Here is an 18,135-nt window from a genome sequence, read left to right on the forward strand (position 1 = left end):
CCCCATTCATGCCAGCGTCAATTGAGCCTGTTCCCTGTTGCTCTGCCTCATGACTTAGTTTTACTAATACGTTTAACGTGTCTACATAAGAAGGATACTTCGCTGAGTAACAATGAAAATTCAGCGACTTTGTTAATTGCTCAGTTGCCTATAGGACAGCTATAATTTCAGCTACTACTTAGTTGTTATTTGGTACTAGCTAACATTCAAGTCATGATTAATCTTATCAGCGACAGGAGTTCACAATGAAAGTTTATGGACAAAAAACGATAGAGGTCGTTGTTGACCGATGCTGTGATATCTGTGGTACTAGCGTGATGGTAGATTCAAATGGCGTTAAGTTAGAAGAGGTTGGTGTACTGACTGCTAGCTGGGGATTTGGGTCAAAAATGGACGGTATTACCCACCACCTTGATATGTGTGAAAGTTGTTTTCAAGTTGCATTATCTGCTCTAAAGGAGCATCGTAGAAGCATTGTGATGTTCGATGATCAGCAAGACCTTCCCGATGAAAAATTTGGTCAACAACCTGTTGGTGGCTAAAATCAGACTCGCTTGTTAGTGAAACAAGCCGTTTCCCAATTGTGCAACAGCCTGTTGCACAAATCAGTCAAAATCAAAAATGCCCCATTTAGCGTTAAAAATCCATCACGCAGGCTGCGTCACGCAACTCGCGTGATAACTTACCTTTGCCCCTAAACATCAGTTTAGAACACAAGAAACTATCAATATATTAATTTGTGTGTAAGCCTGCTGCACCAGTTTTTTTAGTCCCAGATACGACAAAGCCACAGGCAATGCCTATGGCTTTGTAAACAGCTACAGAATGTTTGTCATTCAAATCGAAGAGGGAACACATTCTGTGTGTAGCGTCGGGTGTTTTATCACCAAAGGGGAGGGAAAGCACCTAGACTTATCATATGTCCTCGGTGGTCTGCTTTGCAAATAAGCCAAGTTCAATTCGATACAATTACTTCTGGCCAGACAGTAAATAGTATCTCCAAGAAAAAGCAGGGATACCCGAGGCTCTCAACGTTAGTCTAAAGCTAAGAACAGTATGTAGCAAGCTTACATTCTGTTCCTTTTCGAGTTAGGCGCTCATTTCGCAGTGTGCGAATCGCAACCTGCGAAATGAGCTTCTAAAATGATCAGACTTTACATCTCTTGCTATCTGAGAACTTCGAAGTGACAGATTTCGATCAAACTATTTGTCCAACAACACCTCTTACGTAACCACACATCGCAAGTTGCGATGCGCAAGTTGCGATGTGTAGTTAAAAGCATCTAAAGTCTTACTCAGGAGGGGGAGCATTAGAACTTATTCTAGCTCACTTTCGTCCAGAATCAGTTTCAAAAAACAACACCGCATAGGAGCATTAAGTTGGCAATAAAAGGTCAAAATCTATTTCTTGGATATGCCGATCAACTGGCCTACGTGGAAAATATGGTGTTCCGAACTTTAAGAAGAAGTCGCATGGATTTAAGCCTGTGTATGTATATTGAGGCTCTATAACAAATAGCTTGATAGGCTTTGCTGGACACTCTCCAAATGCCTCCCATTTAGTACAGTACGAACAGTTATGCTTACTACTTTTTAGGAGTTTTTCAGAAAGAGAGCCAGGCTGATTTATACCAAACCTTACAAATTTAATTTCGCCTCTCTCTTTAATGAATCGGTGGCTTTGCTCTGGAAAGAATTTATTGTAGTACTCATAGATTTGGATTAAACATTCACGAGATACTGGCTTCCTTCTTCCATCTTGATAGTACCAATCATGAAATCCATCCCCAAGACTATGATCATTTCTTCGCATGGTCGCCCAAAGGTAAAAATCAACCATAAAACAGGGCATTATGTGGTAATCAACACTGACACGACTTAACCTTTGAGTATGTTTTACACTTAAGTTAGTAAGCTCTCTTACATCTAATGGGCAACCAGACAAAACCTTAAGTAAGGTCAAAACCATAGTTTCTCTCTTCGACTTTTTTAGCTGGGAAAGGAGTCGACCATGTTTCAGGCATTGCAACCCTTGTAACCATTCCCATTTAAAATACCCAAATCCATACTCCTGGATTGCCTGTAATATGCATTCTGGACAAAAGCGAATCGCTATCGAGCCATCAGCATTGGTTTTAGGTATGGGATAATCAAGGGGTTGGAAGATACTGTAGATTCTATCTAGGTAATCAACAGGGTTATCATATTTTTCTGCATATTTTAATGCTAGCCCCGAGTTTCTGAGAAAACGAAGCAACTCAACATCACAAGTTCTTGTCATTCTTTCAGGGCAAGCTTTTCTAAAGCTAACGTTATTGTACCAATCCCCCTCAGAGCTAAGAATACTAGAGAGGTCAATTTCACCTTCGACAACTAAGTTGCGGAAGATCCAGCTTTGGACAGACTCATCCTCAAAATATTTGAGCTCAACCATCTAACTAATAAACACTCTGTCCCAGGCCTGGATACTTCTCATAAACATGCATATACACTTCAGAACAAGTCTTTGGCCATAGGTCATCATCGTATGACTCCGGTAAACGGTCTAGAACATCTTCAATATAGCTACGAACGCGAGCTTTAGTTCTCTGTTTCTTACGCCAGTCGATAACTAGTAGCTCTTTCATGTTATCAACCAGCTCCTTTGCTATTCGCTTAACTTCATTTCGCTCTTTTTCATTGAGCGGTAATTCTTGAGTCATTAAATCAAAGACGGCTAATTCTTCTTCACTAAGTCCTTCTCTAACCGTTCTTTTTTCTTCGTGGTCAAGGTCATGTAAGAAGCCAGATAACCGTTGGAAGAACTCCTCTGCGGTATAAGCTCCAAGGTTGTATTCATCAATGAGCTCTTGGAATTTTTGCTGTAAGTCCTGACGTGACTTGTTTTTCAGCATCATTGGTTGCAGCTTTCGTTCAATAATATTCTTTAAGCGTTCTGCGTCTGACTTCTGAGGCTTTTTAATCTTCGTTACCATTTCAGCCAGAGCATCGAAATCAATACCCGCGATATTGATTGGCTCAGGGAGGTTGCTCTTTATCTGAATGGTCGTAATGGACTCATCAAGCAGTTCATTAACTTGATGGCGCACCACATCTAGCACATCCTCATCATCAATTGAGACACCTGATTTCTGTCGCATCTGAGCATAAATAACATTAATAGCGATTCGATGAGGTACGTATTCATTTGCATCATCATCAGGAAGTACAGCTTTGAATATTCGATTTATTTGGCGAACAAAAGCTGTGAACTCATCTTTGAGATCGGGCGCAAGCAGCACTTCACTTGCATCATCAAGCATTTGCAGCTTTGTAAAACCTTCTGCGGGGGCAGATATCACTGCATCGATGTCAACATTTTGCTTTAATAAGAAAGCCTTTAGTTCACCAATCGCAATGGCTAATGCTGCAACTAGCTCTCGCTTATCCCTAGCAGGGCTATCAACACCATACCCCGCACCTGGCTCTGCAACTTGCCCTCCACCATATAGGCCAAGGGCAATCTGTAATGCACTAAAAATATTAATATAATCGACGACCTGACCAGCACTCTTACCAGGGAAGACTCGGTTCGCACGAGCAATAGTCTGCATCAAGGTATGGTTCTTAAGTGGCTTGTCTAGATAGAGGGTCGAGACTGATGGCGCATCAAAGCCAGTAAGCCACATCGCACAAACGAAAACGATACGAAGGTTGTCATCTGGGTCTTTGAATTTTTCATCAATATCCTCTTTGACCATACGTTCTCTGTGTGTCTTATAGCCGAGACCTTTCTTAGCCAAACGTTCTTCATCATTCTGTTCACCAGACACAACCACTGCCATGTCTGTCGACTCCATGTGCTCAATTTGAAACTCTAGTTTCGCCAGTCGACTACCTTTCGCAAACTTAGCCTGAGACCTTAGGCTTTTTAGCTTCACTTGCCACGCAGCTGATACTTTATCGTACATTTTAATTGCAGTGGCTTTATCAATAGAGACAACCATTGCTTTGCCCAACTGACCACCTTTGAAAACGGCTCTATTGATGTAGTGCTCGACTAAGTCTTTGGCTATTGTTTCCAATCGGTCGTCACGGGTAATGATGTGATACGACTTACTAAATTCTCGCTCTAGCTTTTCTTCCTGCTCATCGGTCAGACCTGATTGCTCAATAATATCCGCAATTTCAGTACCAACATCGTCACGGGATAAGTTGACTTCTGGTACCCTATTTTCGTAATACAAAGGCAATGTCGCACCATCATCAACAGCATCCGCAAAGTTATAGATACTGATGTAATCACCAAATATCTCTTGGGTTTTTCCACTCTCTTTGCTTCCTTCTTCAGATAACTGTTCAGACAGCAAAGGAGTACCAGTAAAGGCCATATAAGAAGCATTTGGCATGGAACTACGCATGTTCATAGCTAAAGAGTCATATTGGCTTCTATGCGCTTCATCGGTGATCACGATGATGTCATCACGTTCAGATAATAGAGGATAATTGCCTTTTTCGTCCCCTTTGAATTTTTGAATCAATGTGAAAACGAAACGGTGGTCTTCTGCTAGTAACGCTTTAAGCTCAGCACCAGATTCAGCTTGGCAGTTTTCTGTTAATGCGCCAGAAGAGTGGAAAGTTTTATATATTTGGTCGTCTAAATCTGTACGGTCAGTGATAAGCACAAACGTCCAGTTTCCAGTGTATTTTCGGAATGCTTTTTTACAGAAGAAAACCATTGAGAAGCTTTTGCCACTGCCTTGGGTATGCCAAAAAACACCCAATTGACCTGAACGCTCTTTTACATTGGTAAGCCCTTCTAAAGCTTGGTTTACCCCGAGATACTGATGGTATTTAGCAACGATTTTGAGTGTCTGCTTTTTCTTCACAAATAATATGTAGTTTTCAATAATATCTAAAAAGCGAGTGCGCTCACATACACCTCTGATAACGACTTCAAGGCTTACTCTGCGGGGCTCTTTTTCACTTTCTATTTTCTTCCATTCCGCAAAGTGTTCCCACTGGCTAGAAATGGAACCCACTCGTGACTGAATACCATTAGATAACACGATGATTTGGTTGTAGTGGAATAACTGAGGAATGGTGTTCCGGTAGTCTTTTAGATTATCTTTGTAAGCATTGAAGAGGTTCTTATGACTAGTTTTAAGTTCAACAAACAACAATGGCAAGCCGTTTACAAAACCTAATAGGTCTGGGCGTCGAGTTTCAATCTCTCCAGAAATAGACATCTGACTGCAAAGCAAAAAGTCATTGTTATCAGCTGTTTCCCAATCGATATAACGAACAACATAATCTTCTTCATCATCAGAAGTCGCGGTATATGTATAGCCATCTTTTAATAACAGGTATATCGCTTCATTTGCAGCTATATCGCTCATAGATGAACGGTCACGACACATCTCATCAATTGCTTCTTGCAATATTAGAGGTGAGATACCTTTGTTTAGCTTCAGTAAAGCCTCACGAAGACGGTTAGTTAATACAACATCGTTACGATTTTCGCGTCCAAACGCGAGATCACCTTCAGCATTACTACCAAAAGCTTCATCCCAACAAGTTTCCGTATGCCAATCAAGACTATCAAATAGCGCTATGGCTGGTTGTTCAACTAAACCATCTTCTGTATATGTCATTTTCAACCCAAATTTTGTGGTAACGGTCCATTGTCCAAATGTTTTAATAGTTCGGGCGTAGCCAATACTGATTTGTAATAAATAGCAGGCCAAGAGTTTATTGATTTCTCTAGTTCTGGCTCTAAATACATTTCAATCAAATCCTCTACCTCAGAAGGATTGCTACGCTTTCTTCTTTTAGTCATCAATTTCAATAAATGAATGTGCTTTGATCTACAAAAAGATTTCAATCTTTCTTGAAAGTCCACCCCTATGACATGTCTAATCAGCAACTTAACAACGCTTATTTCACCACGAACAATCTTTATTTCGAATGTTGGTGAGTTGAACGGTGGACGGATTTCGATATGAAAATAGCTTTCATCTATCTTGTCAAAATAAGGATGAATATAAGCTTTTCGATTAGAATCCGTTAAATACTTTGTTGATTTTACTTCCTGACATCGATTACACATCGGCGTCAAGTTAGCCAAGCAAACTGCAAATTCTGGGAATATATCTTTGGGAAGGTAATGGTCGAGAGTTCCAGGGGCTCCTTCTTCCCCACAACTTGGGCAACATAGAAGACCATGTTCTTTTCTCATATGCTTCAATATCTTATAGGGTAACTGATGTTCTTTCGGCGAATATAAATTAATTAGAGTCTGCTTTCTCTCTTTTGGGTTTCTGGTAACCCTTTGAAGTTCAAAAGGCTTAATAAACTCAGGGTTGCCCCTCATACTAAGATACAACCTAAATTGGTTGCCTAGGTGAGGCCTTGCATCATCATAAAAATCTTTTAATGGAAGATACTTGCTTCGTTCATCTATTACAGAGTCCAAAATGGATAGTGAACACTCAGTTGGCATATCTTGCGTATTTCGGTGATTGCGATCGCTCGTTTCGGTTTATTCCGATCACCTGATCCTACCGTTTTTCCCTCTTCTTATTTTTACTCTAAGTGATCGGATTGCGCCAGTTTTCTCATTGACTCACCTCCCAGTTCTATTCTATGACTATTGTGTACTAGCCGATCCATTAGCGCGTCCGCGACGGTGGCGTTGCCGATCATGTTGTACCACTCCCTTACAGGTAACTGGCTGATGACGATTGTGCTGCTGTTTTGATAACGCTCTTCCAGCACTTCTAATAAGTGACCCGCATGCTCTTGAGTGAGTTTTTCCATCCCCCAGTCGTCGAGGATCAGTAAGGCTTTCTTAGCCAGCGATTGGAGTTGCTTTTGATAGCTACCATCCAGACGACCAGCGGTCAGGTCGTCAAGCAAGCGAGTTAATCGGTAGTACTTAACCGTTTGTTGTTGGTCACAGGCGCTGGTTGCCAGTGCGCAGGCAAGATACGTTTTGCCTGCGCCTGTTGGGCCTGTAACCAAGATGTTCTGGTGTTTGTATAGATAACTGCCCGTCAGAAGTTCGCTCATCTGTTTACGATTGAGGTTTCGTCCCTCCTTATAGATAAGTTGGCTCGGCTGCGCATCTACTCTCAGCTTGGCTTGTCGTTTTAAGCGTTGGATTTTGCTCTGATTGCGATTCAAGATCTCGCTTTCCAGAAGTAGGCTTAGCCTTTCCTCGAAGTCCAGTTCTGCGTAGGTGGTCAGTTGCTCTTGCTGCTGCTCTAATGCTTTCGCTGCATGGCTCAAGCGTAGGGTTTTGAGTTGGTCGTTCAGTGCATTCATATCCTTTCTCCTAGTGATAACTGTTCGGGCCACGAACATTGCTATGAACAAGATTTGGCGTACTCGTGTTGTCTTTACTCAGTTGTCCTTCACGATTGTTTTCAACAAATTGCTGATGAAGGTGTAATTGGATTTTGTCAGCATCAGCGCATCTTTACAGGCTTGCTCTAGGCGCGATTCGCCATAGGTTTTACTGAGGCTGAGCAAGCCAAGGCAGGAACGATAAGACTGCTCTGGATGAGGCTTGGAGTTCAGCATCTTATTGACGACTTCTCGTGTGGCTGGGCCGATATTGGCTCCCCAGCTAAGCAAGCGCCCTGGCGACCACTTCTGATGTTGATGGTTGCTTGGCATGTGCTCTGGTTGGGTGCTGTTTCCTCGCTCTCTTTGGCTACGTGGATGCTGGGCCACCAAGTTACCTTGATGGTAGATCTGCACCAGGCGATTAGAGGCTTCCAACTCGACATGGTGACCAACAAGTTGATGGGGAACCGAGTAGTAATGACGGCGATATTCGATGTGATAGTCAGGGCCAACTTTGGCTCGTTTAGTTTCGGTATACAGGTAACGCTGCCTAGGCAGTGGCTTTAATGCAGGTTTGTCGAGTTTATCGAACAGCGCTTGGCGGCTGGCGCCATACTGTTTCATCTCACGCTGATTTAACTCATTCATGAGTTCACGGATGGCGAGATTCAACTCTTTAAAAGTGTGGAAGGCTTGGTGTCGCAACCGCATCATGATCCAGCGTTCTACTAGGAGCACGGCATTCTCTGCCTTGGCTTTGTCTTTCGGTTTGTAGGGGCGAGCAGGCATCACGGCTGTTTGATAGTGATTAGCCAGCTTTTGATAGCTGTCGTTCAGTCTCGGCTCATAACGATTGGCTTTGGTGACTGCGCTGCGTAGGTTATCGGGAACTAAGAGTTGTGGTACGCCACCGAAGTGTTCGAACGCATTCGCATGCGCCTCTAACCAGTAGGGCTTCCCTTGGCTGGGGAAGGCTTCAACATAAGTGTAATTGGACGCGCCTAAAGTCGCGACGAACACCTCCGCTTCGCGCACTTCGCCTGTGTCAGGGTTGACCACCTGAAGCCGAGGCCCACAGTAATCGATAAACAGTTTATCACCTGCAACATGAAGCTGGCGCATGCTGCGTTTTTGGGTTTTGAACCAACGAGTGAAGTGCTCGCAGAACTGAGTGTAAGCGTAAGCTTGCTCTTGATATTGCTCATGATACTCCTGCCAGAGCAGCATCTTTGTCATACCTTTACGCCTGAGTTCGACTGCGTATTGAGTGAAGTCTGGCATAACTTTATCTCGACTGACTTTCTTGCCGTGATACAGCGCCTGTGTGAGATCTGCATCGCTGCAACTGTCGGGTAGAGGCCAACCAAGTTGGCTTTGTTTAAAGCGAGTAAGGAGTTCTGATACGGTGGACGGGCCGAGTTTAAGGCAAGAAGCGATACCACGATTTGAGAGACCGCAGTCGTATTTAAGGCGTAATACCTCTTTGATTGTAAGCGTCTAATTAACCACACGTTCTAATTCCAACCAGCCTTTGTCATAGTTTTTCCAACCTAACGGAGGAACTATGACTCAATCTGAAAAACACCAACATTGGACGACCATTGTCTCTAACCAGCAAGAAAGCGGACTTTCTGTTCCGCAGTTTTGCAAAGAGCACGACATCAATTACGCCACTTTTCATTATTGGTTGAAGAAACTCAAACAAACTGATGATGAACAAATCGCCCACCAAGTGGTAATGAATGATCGTCCATCATTAAGTGCAGAGACGGTTGTTGTTCATCTACCGAATGGACTTAAAGCAGAGCTGCCGACCTCGTTATCACTGACACAAATTCAAACTTGGCTTAAGGCGCTGCAATGATCCCAAGTGGTGCCGTTTATCTCGTCTCGGGTATTACCGACATGAGAAAGTCGATTGATGGTCTGTCTCTCATTGTCGCAGACGTGTTAGAAATGGATCCATTAAGCAGCGCGTGGTTCATCTTTTTGCAATCGTGGCCGAGATAAAATCAAAATTCTCTTTTGGGACACCAACGGATTTTGGCTCTACTATCGCCGATTAGAGAAAGGCCGCTTTAAATGGCCCAGACCTACAGCAGCGGGTCATATCCATATCTCAACTCAACAACTTAACTGGCTATTATCTGGGCTGAATCTTGAAAACCCTAAGGCTCATCAGCCCCTTTATGGTCGAGAAGTGTGAGCTAGAATACTGATCATCATATTGGGCTTGAACGATCCTTTTTCGCTGTCAGACTAAGTGGAAATGATAGATAACGAGCCCTAACCATGACCGAACTTCCTGATGATGTAGAACAACTCAAAGCGATGCTGCTTAAGCTACAGGAAGAGAACAGTGCACTCAAAAAAGACGGTCGACACTCAAGCTGAGGAAGTCGTTGAGTTAGAAAACAAAATGCAGTTGCTCCTTGAGCAGCTTAACTTGAGTAAATCCAAACGCTTCTCGGCCAAAAGCGAAAAAGAGCCCAAAGGCACTTTCAACGAAGCCGAGCAGCAGAATGCATTACCAAAACCAGCTCCCAAGCATCATAAGAAGGGCCGAAAGTGCTCCTGCAGAGTTAGAGCGTGAAGTACATCAGCACACACTCAATGCCCCTTACTGTGAATGCTGTAATGAACCGCTGCATGAATGCGGTACCGAAGTCTCGGAAGAGCTAAAATCATCCCTCAGAAAGTCAGCGTCGTGCGCCATGAGCGTACCAAGTACGCTTGCCGTCAGTGTGAAAAGACACAAACCAGCAGCAAAATTATCACAGCGCCTCGACCAGCCAATATGCTCCCGAAAAGCATGGGTAGCCCTGAAGCTTTCGCCGCAGTCGTGACAGCGAAGTATGTTGATGCGCTGCCGCTGTATCGTCAGGTTGAGATTTTAAAACGTTCTGATATTGACTTAAGCCGTGGGACGCTTGCCAACTGGTGTGTGCAACTGGGTAATAAGGTGAATGTCATCGTTGAAGCGATGAAAGCCCATTTACTGAATGAGAAGCTAATCTGCGCCGATGAAACCACCGTTCAAGTACTGCGAGAGCAAGACCGAAGTGCTCAGAGCAAATCTTACATGTGGGTCTATCGTAGCGGCGAGTTCGTCAAACAGCCTGTGGTGATTTACGACTATCAACCAAGTCGAGCGGGACAATGCGTCAAAGACTTCTTAGGTGATTATTCCGGTTACCTGCTTACCGACGGTTATCAAGCTTATAACGGTCTCGACAATGTCAGCCAAGCCGGTTGCTTAGCGCATGTCAGGCGCAAATTTACTGATGCACAAAAAGCCCAACCGAAGAAGAAATCAGGCCGTATTGAAAAGGCAATTAACTTTATCGCCAAGCTTTATGGCATTGAGCAAGAAGCTAAAGGCTTAAGTGCTATCGAAAGGCAGCAGTTACGCCAACAAAAATCAAAACCTATCTTAGACAAGTTCCACGAGTGGTTGCTGGAAAGCCAGGAAAAAGTGCTACCGAAAAGTCAGCTCGGTGGCGCCATCAATTACACGGTCAATCAATGGCCTAAGTTGCTCACCTATCTAGAAGATGGCGACATCAGCATTGATAATAATGTGACTGAGCGAGACATCCGCCCGTTTACAACGGGCCGGAAAAACTGGATGTTCTCAACCTCGGTTGAGGGCGCTACAGCAAGTGCCAACTTGTATAGCTTAGTGATGACGTGTCGGGCGAATAATATCAACCCGTATTACTACTTCGCACACTTGTTCAAAGTGCTACCAACGCGATCCCTTCAAGACGATCTGAACGATCTTATGCCTTGGAACTTAGAAATAGATGAGGTTGAATAAGGCCTCACTGCTTAATTAGACGCTTACCTTTGATTTTGTTCATTGGAGTTCTCTTTTTGGCCATTGTCGCTTCCTTTCCTTCTTGTTTAAGAAGTAAAGAATAGCGAGCTATTGATTTAAAAGAGAAAAAGGAAGGATTTCGGCCATTACGATCGCGGTTTTCGCTATTCCGATCACCGATTTCGGAGTTTGACTAAAAGTGATCGGATAATCGCGGAATCAGTGATCGGTTTAAACCGAAATGGGTGATCGGATAATCCCGAAATGACTGATCGGAATGCTCCGAAATATGCAATATCTAGCTTAGCAACCATATTTATGCCCTAAGTCCATTATTTTCATGATCATTTCCTCATTGACTTCTCGATGAAGCTCTCTGATCAACTCCCTACTACCATGCTCAACGACTAATGCTTCGAGTCGCTCTTCGAAAGGCTTACTTACAGAGTTTTCCCCAAACACATATGTCGAAATCCTTTGCATATCACCACCAAAAGTTTCGAATGGAGGAGGGACAATATCTAGCCCAAACTCTCCATGTCTAAATATATGCACACATCGAGATGGAACCTCCCGAACAACCGATAGCGAATGAGTAGCAAGAATAGCCTTAGATTTGAACGGCTCCAGTATCGCTTTGAGAAGTGAAATAAATTCAATTTCTAATGTAGGATGTAAAAAGAGCTCTGGTTCATCGATTACTACTAGACAATTCTCTCTCAGTTCACCAACGACATTAATGGACGTACAGGTATAAAGATATTGCCCTGAACTCAATTGGCACAACTGTTGGTTATAAGTAAACTCGATACCAGCCTTTAAGTTGAATGCCTCAAGAGCTGTTTCTTTACCTAAATACTTCGGTAGTTGAGGGAAAAGTTTAAGGTATTGTTTCCCATCAATTTCTAGTAAAACTATTTCTAGTATGGCTTCAGGTAATTCGTCTAGTTTTTCTGCATCTAATACTTCTAATAACAAAGCATCATAATGAAAGGCTCTTTGCATAGCTTCTTCCACAGCTTGAAACTTCTTAACCCGCCCTTCAACAAAATCAAATTTGTAATCATCATAAATGATCTTAATTATCGACTCTGCAGATTGATGCTTTGGTAAGTCTTTCTCGATACACTCACTACCCTCAAATCGCTTTCGAAATCCAAAGTACTTATAAGCTTGCTTGTCATTAAGATCATCTGCACCCTCCAAATCGAGAGGGAACTCTTCAAATAAACTATAAGAAACTAAAACCATCTTGGTGAAATTAGGTGTTATATCGAAAGGGGTATGCTTTGATTGTTCGAGCTCATCTGGTGCCCCCATTCCAGTTCTTAACCAATACTCGACCAATGACTTAATGCAAAATGATTTTCCAATACCATTAGGACCAATTAAGACATTTATATCTGCTGGTAGAGTCCTTGAGCTAAACTTAAATGGTATAGGTACCGATGTGTTATCCCGAGTCTGTACATTTAGCTCAAAGTCTTCAATTCGAATATCTTCATCATAAAATAGTTTCCATCCATCTCTAAAAGCATTAATAGCTCCACTCTCTCGCAGTAAAGAACCAGAGAACTCAGCACTACTGGTAAGAACATTTACCGAACCCTCTTGAAGAATATTCTCCAAGTACCCAGCTTCCGCAAGCTTATCTAGTAGTTCCCCAGCCTTATCTTTACCTAATTTGGATACTATAATTGAGTAGAACTCTATATCTGATGGTAAGGATACATAACTCTTATCTGGTATAGGGAAAAGACCATTCCATCCATCCGCTATAAGAAAATCTAGTGTTGAAGAGGTGTCAACACTACCTTCTATCAGAATCTTCACATGGAAACTAAAATCTAACTTTTCGCCGTCAAAGTATAAGTCCGCATCAAATGTTGTTTTTACTCCATAGTCATCCCAGCTATTTTTGGTTAAAACTAACGCATTAGGCTCCGCTGCCAAAGCCCTTGGTTTAATTCCTCTAGCTCCATAGCCTTGATAGAAAATCTTCATAGTTCAATATCCCCAGAGATCAGCTTAGGCAGTAACATATCACGCTGTTTTTTAAGGTTTCTGTTTTTAAGACTTAAGACCCTGACCTGTTCAATTGCAGGAGTTACAGCGGCATTGAATTTTGCAAGGATATCTTGTGGTGGGATACAAACAGGGAACTCTTTTAATACATCCCAACTCGCACGAGGCATTTTGCTACCTTGCGAAGTCTGAACTGCCTGTGCCACAAACTCATCTGAAAATGTCACCATGCTAATAAGTGCATGATAATCGGAATCTACTGGAGATAATACAAACGTATCTGATGAGCAAAGCCCATCAATTTGCGCAACGCCCACTTTATGGAAGTTAGGTCTTATTTTTCCAAATAGGATATCTCCACGCTCAAAAGCAAGTTTATTACTACCAATCTCATCGACTTCATCCCAATTGGCTAAGGCAATCGATTTACGAGGGAAATGCTCTAACCCCATGTATGGTGTCTTAGGAGAAACATTTCCTTTTTTAACTGTATTCCTCTTAAAGTCGATAAGCTCATTAAGTGAATTAACCTCCCAACCGTCGGGGATTGGGCTACCTAAGGGAGAGTCTATTAGGGTTGGTTTTTTGCTGCTCTGGGCACAATCCGCATGGCCTGGATAGGAGAAATTCACAAACCATTCACGATAAAGTGATTGCGCCATCTCTTCTAAAATAGCGATACGGCGATTGTTGTTTTCGATTAGATTGTCATATTGAGCAACTAATTTTGATACCTTTCTCTGACTCTCAAGTGGAAGTACTTCTAATTCAATTTGTTCAAAAGTACTTTTTTTGACATGCTCTCTCCCAGAAGCAGATCCCCCCTCAACAACTCTTACTTTATCAATACTTTGAGACATCAGATAATAAATGTAGTCTTCGTCGTATTTGTCTCTATCCACAACAATGGAATTAATTTGTTGGTTTGTTGCAGCAGGTTTATGTAACTGACACAGTTTCCCAATAGTTCCTATTGTTACAACACATGTGGTCCCTGCTGGTAATAGCCTACCTTTGGCAGTTTTAGTTGCGGCTTCAGTTAACATATTTTCGGTGGAATTTATTCGTCTTGAACCTTTAACTAAATCTGAAGGTTTAACGAAAAGGTGATCCCCTCCCCACATCATTTCATCTTTAGTTGGAGGTGTACTTCCAGTAAATACTCTACCAAGGTCTTGAATTTTAACTTTTGTTAGAATAGTCATCGAATTAGCGACCTAGAATTGCATTAGCGTTTTGGGAAATCACAGTTTCCAATTCATGGGCTTCAATATTTAAAACTTCTAGCTCTTCAAGTAGTGTTTTGAATTGTAAACTAAAATCTTTATCTTCTAGCTTTTCACCTTCCGCGACACCCACATATCTACCAGGGTTTAAGCTGTAACCTTGTTCAATTATTTCTGCTTTTGATGCAACTTTACAAAGACCAGCGATATTTTTGTAATCTAGTTCACCAGCTTCATTTTTAAAAAACTGTTCAAGCGTATAACATCCATCATTCCCTGCATCCGGATGTGTTTCTAAATAAGTATTATCAACCGCTTGACCACGATATAAGCGAACAATATTAGCAATGAAGTTCAACTGCTCACTGGTATAGTCACGCACAGCACGGGTCACTTGACGGAAGATAGGGCGCGCATCGATAAACAGCACTTTATCCTTGTTATGAATTGGCTTATTTTTATCTAAAAACCATAATGCACAAGGTAGAGTTACTGTGTAAAAAAAGTTAGTCGAAACAGCAACCATTACATCAACCACATCTTCTTCAATCAACTTTTGACGTATTTCTAGTTCAGACCCACGAGCATCGCTGGCAGAGTTAGCCATCACAAAGCCAGCTCGCCCCGTCTCGTTCAAGGCAGAATAGAACATCTGAATCCAAAGGTAGTTGCCGTTGTCATTACGTGGCATACCAAATGGAAAACGCTTTTTGTCGTCTTCTAATCTGTCTTTTTGAATTTCATTAACGTTAAACGGAGGGTTAGCCATTACATAATCAAACTGACCATGCAGCTTACCATCTACAACCTCACCTTCTGCCAATTCAAATGGGTTTTCGTAATAAGAGTTACCTTCTCGAACGTCACCTTGTAATCCATGTACAGCCAAGTTCATTTTCGACAACCGAACCGTATCACCCGTCTTTTCTTGACCAAAAATGGATAGCTGATCAGAGGCGTTTTTATTATGACTAGATACAAAATCAGCCGAACTGACAAACATGCCACCGCTACCACAAGCAGGATCAAACACCTTGCCATGGTAAGGTTCAATAATCTCTGTGATTAGACGAACCAATGCTGAAGGTGTGAAGAACTCGCCTCCGCCTTGACCTTCTGTTTTAGCGAACTCGTTGAGGAAGTATTCATAGATACGACCAAAGACATCTGACCCCATACTGAAGTCGATTGAGGAGAAGTTTTTCAACAACCCTTTTAGAATATCGTTATCAAAGCGAGTGTATGTTTTCGGTAGGGCATCTTTAATAGCCTCGTTTTCCGCTTCAAGAGCCTTCATCGCATTATTGACATTAACGCCAATATTAGAACCCTCAGGTAATGCTAAAAGGTTTGAATACAACGCAGCATCAGGTACATACATTGCACCTTCAGCTTGTATCTTCGATTTGATATCACTACTACCACGACGGCGAGAGCTACCTTTACTTTCAATATTGTTTTTAGCCTGAGTAAAGCGAAATTCCGCGTATCTCAAAAAAATCAGACCTAGGATTGGGCGGGAGTACTCTTGGGCTGTTAAGCCTGTATTTGCTCGCAAGCTATCGGCGGCACTCCAAAGCTGTTTTTCTAATTGCTCAATCTTCTTAAAATCTGACATTTACGCATACTCAATATGAAATTAACTGAGTGGTATTCTATCAAACTTAATAAGGCAAGAAGCATAGCTTTATCAACAAATAAGACATGTTATGAATTCGAAGGGAATAGACCTTTATCTCGTAGGAAGTCTCTTGTCTTAGGCAGCTTTGCAATTTTGGAGGTGAGCCAACCGTGCCCACCCAAGCATAGATCCAATTCGGTACGGGACAATTTAGAATTTGAAGAAATTATCAAATCTCGAACCGCTTCAACAAGTTCCTCATCTCGCAGATGCCAATCTACTCGGTCTACATGTTGAGTTTGAATAGCAGCGGGAAGTACACTTTCAAGCCAGTCGCGCTCATGGGTATACAACCAATAAAATGCAGCTTCAAGAGCACGTTTAACTTCTTGTCGGCAAACATTTGGATTTGCAGCAATAAATCGCAATATTTGACAACGGTATCTACGCCGCAAAGATTCAGCCTTACACTTTTTCCGATATTCAACTAGCCCTGCTGTCGTAGAGATAATCAACTCTATACTACCTGTTGAAATACCATGACGTTTAGCCAATACATCACGATGAAAACCTTTCTTAGCTAACTTAACTACAGCAGCTTTAAGGCTTGGGGTGATTACTTTAGGTTTCAAGTTGACCGGAATGTTGTTCTTCAAAGCGGTGCTTTTCACATAACACCTACTTTTATCAATCTCTCGACTTACTGCTGCCATTGATAATCCAGACTTCAACAAATCACAACATTGTTCCTCTTTGTTTGTTTGAACTTCCTGAACGTTCAAGATACTAGCTTCAGATTCATCTTCGGACTGACAGCGAGATAAATAGAACTCGAACAATAGATGCTTAAATGGATGCTGAGGGTACTGCGCAGAAAGCAGAGATGAAACAAAACGATAGTCTTCTGAAGACTTGGGGGAGAGATCGAAATAAGTGGGGAACAACTCTTCTGATAATTCAAATAACTCTTTTGCTATCTTTTTCCTTTTGACTCGACCACTTTGTGTTAAACCACCATTGGTATGCAGCTGTCGAAGGTAAGTATCAGACCAAACCTCATCGCTTCGTTTCTCACGTTGAATACTTTTTAATTTGTTGAATACAAACAGTGAGAACACCCTCGCTAGCTCATTACTACTAATAGGTTGTATTCCGGTATCAGGAAGTAAATGACCATTAGCATGGCTACGATCTGAGAGCTCATTGTGAACTAACCAAGTGCCATGTTTTGGGCACGCCTCGACACCAGGAACCTGATGAGTAAGGTGCCAATAAGCAACACCAAAATTGTATACCTCATCTTTAGCGCATAAAGGGCAGTGCTTTACAGATAAAGGTTCTTTATCACGAAATGTAGAGAGTTGACTCGCTCTTATAATGTCATTTGAAGCAGCAGTGACATCCTCAATAACGGTACAGTATTGTGGTAAATAATAAGCAAATAGAGGGCGGAGAGTTTGACGTGATAAAAGTACCTTGGGCGAGTCTGCTGTGAACTGAGCAATGATATGTATGTTTGATGTTAGGTAAGGATGAATAGAAGCTCTCCCATCATCTACAAGTTGTTGCAGAGCTTGTTCAAGGGTACATTCACAAATAGTCAAATAACGGCATATACGGCTAAAGAGAGACTCATCAGCTAGTGCTTTAGGTAGCTGCATGATGAACCTCCTGTTTAGATAAGACCTATTAATTAACTATAGGCGAGTTCTGAGAGTGGATCGTCAAGAACGATGTTTCGAGATCTTAGGTAACGCATAGGGTCCTCTAATCCTGCAGCTTGCTGGAACAGGTCAGGGTCATCAATTCGGCTTTTTAGATCAACTGCGCCTACTAACTCAATAAGCTTAGATGCAAACTCTGGGTGCTGAGGTTTAGTGATATCACCGGTTTTATCGACAGTCTTTACCGCTAGCTTCTTTGTTCTTTGTACGTTGCGTTGTTTCCCTTTAGGTAACGATGTTGCACCTTTTAGAATATTTACTTCGCTGGTTTGTCTTGATAGACCGCATGCCGCAGCATAGCCGGCCTCTAATGCTGCAGGAGTAATACGCTCATCATCAGCACCAATAACTAACCGTTGTGCTTCTCGGTAAGTACGACTCGCCATATCT

The 18,135-nt window shown here is 42.2% G+C and carries 13 protein-coding genes and 2 pseudogenes; 5 read left to right on the forward strand and 10 right to left on the reverse strand.

Annotated features, from left to right (window positions below; all coding sequences use genetic code 11):
* Positions 1–245: 245 nt before the first annotated feature.
* Positions 246–542 (forward strand): hypothetical protein, encoded by a 297-nt coding sequence (locus OCV19_RS15720; protein ID WP_065675942.1) that lies wholly within the window; start codon positions 246–248, stop codon positions 540–542.
* 833 nt (positions 543–1,375) lie between these two features.
* Here OCV19_RS15720 and OCV19_RS15725 read toward each other — a convergent pair.
* The 5 genes and pseudogenes from OCV19_RS15725 to istA all read right to left on the reverse strand — a co-directional run bounded on the left by OCV19_RS15725 (position 1,376) and on the right by istA (position 8,817).
* Positions 1,376–2,434: a TniQ family protein gene (locus OCV19_RS15725; RefSeq protein ID WP_065675941.1), complete on the reverse strand. Its 1,059-nt coding sequence runs from the start codon at positions 2,432–2,434 to the stop codon at positions 1,376–1,378.
* Positions 2,435–2,438: 4 nt separating this feature from the next.
* Positions 2,439–5,633: a type I restriction endonuclease subunit R gene (locus tag OCV19_RS15730; protein ID WP_065675940.1), complete on the reverse strand. Its 3,195-nt coding sequence runs from the start codon at positions 5,631–5,633 to the stop codon at positions 2,439–2,441.
* Between the two features lie 2 nt (positions 5,634–5,635).
* On the reverse strand, positions 5,636–6,217 hold the full coding sequence (locus tag OCV19_RS15735) for a hypothetical protein (protein WP_244499593.1): 582 nt from the start codon (positions 6,215–6,217) through the stop codon (positions 5,636–5,638).
* Between the two features lie 347 nt (positions 6,218–6,564).
* The gene (gene istB, locus OCV19_RS15740) at positions 6,565–7,305 is read right to left on the reverse strand and encodes an IS21-like element ISVch3 family helper ATPase IstB (protein ID WP_065677598.1); all 741 of its coding nucleotides are present in this window, start codon (positions 7,303–7,305) and stop codon (positions 6,565–6,567) included.
* A 10-nt stretch (positions 7,306–7,315) separates the two neighbouring features.
* Positions 7,316–8,817: pseudogene (istA, locus tag OCV19_RS15745) on the reverse strand (IS21 family transposase).
* Between the two features lie 76 nt (positions 8,818–8,893).
* Between istA and tnpA the strand changes: the two are divergent.
* From tnpA to tnpC, 4 genes and pseudogenes are all read left to right on the forward strand, one after another.
* Positions 8,894–9,193, forward strand: coding sequence for an IS66 family insertion sequence element accessory protein TnpA (tnpA, locus tag OCV19_RS15750; RefSeq protein WP_065677713.1), 300 nt, complete (start codon positions 8,894–8,896; stop codon positions 9,191–9,193).
* Entirely contained in the window at positions 9,190–9,339 is a 150-nt protein-coding gene (tnpB, locus tag OCV19_RS15755) for an IS66 family insertion sequence element accessory protein TnpB (RefSeq protein WP_261875682.1), read from the forward strand. The genes tnpA and tnpB (OCV19_RS15755) overlap by 4 nt, the downstream gene beginning before the upstream one ends.
* A 7-nt stretch (positions 9,340–9,346) precedes the next feature.
* Complete coding sequence (tnpB, locus tag OCV19_RS24985; protein ID WP_390904178.1) at positions 9,347–9,535, forward strand: IS66 family insertion sequence element accessory protein TnpB; 189 nt, start codon at positions 9,347–9,349, stop codon at positions 9,533–9,535.
* Between the two features lie 86 nt (positions 9,536–9,621).
* A pseudogene (gene tnpC, locus OCV19_RS15760) lies at positions 9,622–11,149 on the forward strand (IS66 family transposase).
* Positions 11,150–11,452: 303 nt separating this feature from the next.
* Here tnpC and OCV19_RS15765 read toward each other — a convergent pair.
* The 5 genes from OCV19_RS15765 to OCV19_RS15785 form a co-directional block, all read right to left on the reverse strand.
* Positions 11,453–13,153: an AAA family ATPase gene (locus OCV19_RS15765; protein ID WP_065677641.1), complete on the reverse strand. Its 1,701-nt coding sequence runs from the start codon at positions 13,151–13,153 to the stop codon at positions 11,453–11,455.
* Entirely contained in the window at positions 13,150–14,379 is a 1,230-nt protein-coding gene (locus OCV19_RS15770; protein ID WP_065677642.1) for a restriction endonuclease subunit S, read from the reverse strand. Before OCV19_RS15770 ends, OCV19_RS15765 begins: the two co-directional genes overlap by 4 nt.
* A gap of 4 nt (positions 14,380–14,383) precedes the next feature.
* Entirely contained in the window at positions 14,384–16,018 is a 1,635-nt protein-coding gene (locus OCV19_RS15775) for a type I restriction-modification system subunit M (protein ID WP_065677643.1), read from the reverse strand.
* Between the two features lie 89 nt (positions 16,019–16,107).
* The gene (locus OCV19_RS15780) at positions 16,108–17,682 is read right to left on the reverse strand and encodes a TnsD family Tn7-like transposition protein (protein WP_065677644.1); all 1,575 of its coding nucleotides are present in this window, start codon (positions 17,680–17,682) and stop codon (positions 16,108–16,110) included.
* A 32-nt stretch (positions 17,683–17,714) separates the two neighbouring features.
* On the reverse strand, positions 17,715–18,131 hold the full coding sequence (locus OCV19_RS15785) for a hypothetical protein (RefSeq protein WP_244499604.1): 417 nt from the start codon (positions 18,129–18,131) through the stop codon (positions 17,715–17,717).
* Positions 18,132–18,135 lie beyond the last annotated feature (4 nt).

The organism is Vibrio celticus (assembly GCF_024347335.1).
GTDB classification, from domain to species: Bacteria; Pseudomonadota; Gammaproteobacteria; order Enterobacterales; family Vibrionaceae; genus Vibrio; species Vibrio celticus.

Bases quoted from the DNA above. Each gene is read 5' to 3' on its own strand.
- OCV19_RS15720 (WP_065675942.1), top strand. From the start codon at position 246: ATGAAAGTTTATGGACAAAAAACGATAGAGGTCGTTGTTGACCGATGC.
- OCV19_RS15725 (WP_065675941.1), bottom strand. From the start codon at position 2,434: ATGGTTGAGCTCAAATATTTTGAGGATGAGTCTGTCCAAAGCTGGATC.
- OCV19_RS15730 (WP_065675940.1), bottom strand. From the start codon at position 5,633: ATGACATATACAGAAGATGGTTTAGTTGAACAACCAGCCATAGCGCTA.
- OCV19_RS15735 (WP_244499593.1), bottom strand. From the start codon at position 6,217: ATGAGAAAAGAACATGGTCTTCTATGTTGCCCAAGTTGTGGGGAAGAA.
- istB (WP_065677598.1), bottom strand. From the start codon at position 7,305: ATGAATGCACTGAACGACCAACTCAAAACCCTACGCTTGAGCCATGCA.
- tnpA (WP_065677713.1), top strand. From the start codon at position 8,894: ATGACTCAATCTGAAAAACACCAACATTGGACGACCATTGTCTCTAAC.
- tnpB (WP_261875682.1), top strand. From the start codon at position 9,190: ATGATCCCAAGTGGTGCCGTTTATCTCGTCTCGGGTATTACCGACATG.
- OCV19_RS15765 (WP_065677641.1), bottom strand. From the start codon at position 13,153: ATGAAGATTTTCTATCAAGGCTATGGAGCTAGAGGAATTAAACCAAGG.
- OCV19_RS15770 (WP_065677642.1), bottom strand. From the start codon at position 14,379: ATGACTATTCTAACAAAAGTTAAAATTCAAGACCTTGGTAGAGTATTT.
- OCV19_RS15775 (WP_065677643.1), bottom strand. From the start codon at position 16,018: ATGTCAGATTTTAAGAAGATTGAGCAATTAGAAAAACAGCTTTGGAGT.
- OCV19_RS15780 (WP_065677644.1), bottom strand. From the start codon at position 17,682: ATGCAGCTACCTAAAGCACTAGCTGATGAGTCTCTCTTTAGCCGTATA.
- OCV19_RS15785 (WP_244499604.1), bottom strand. From the start codon at position 18,131: ATGGCGAGTCGTACTTACCGAGAAGCACAACGGTTAGTTATTGGTGCT.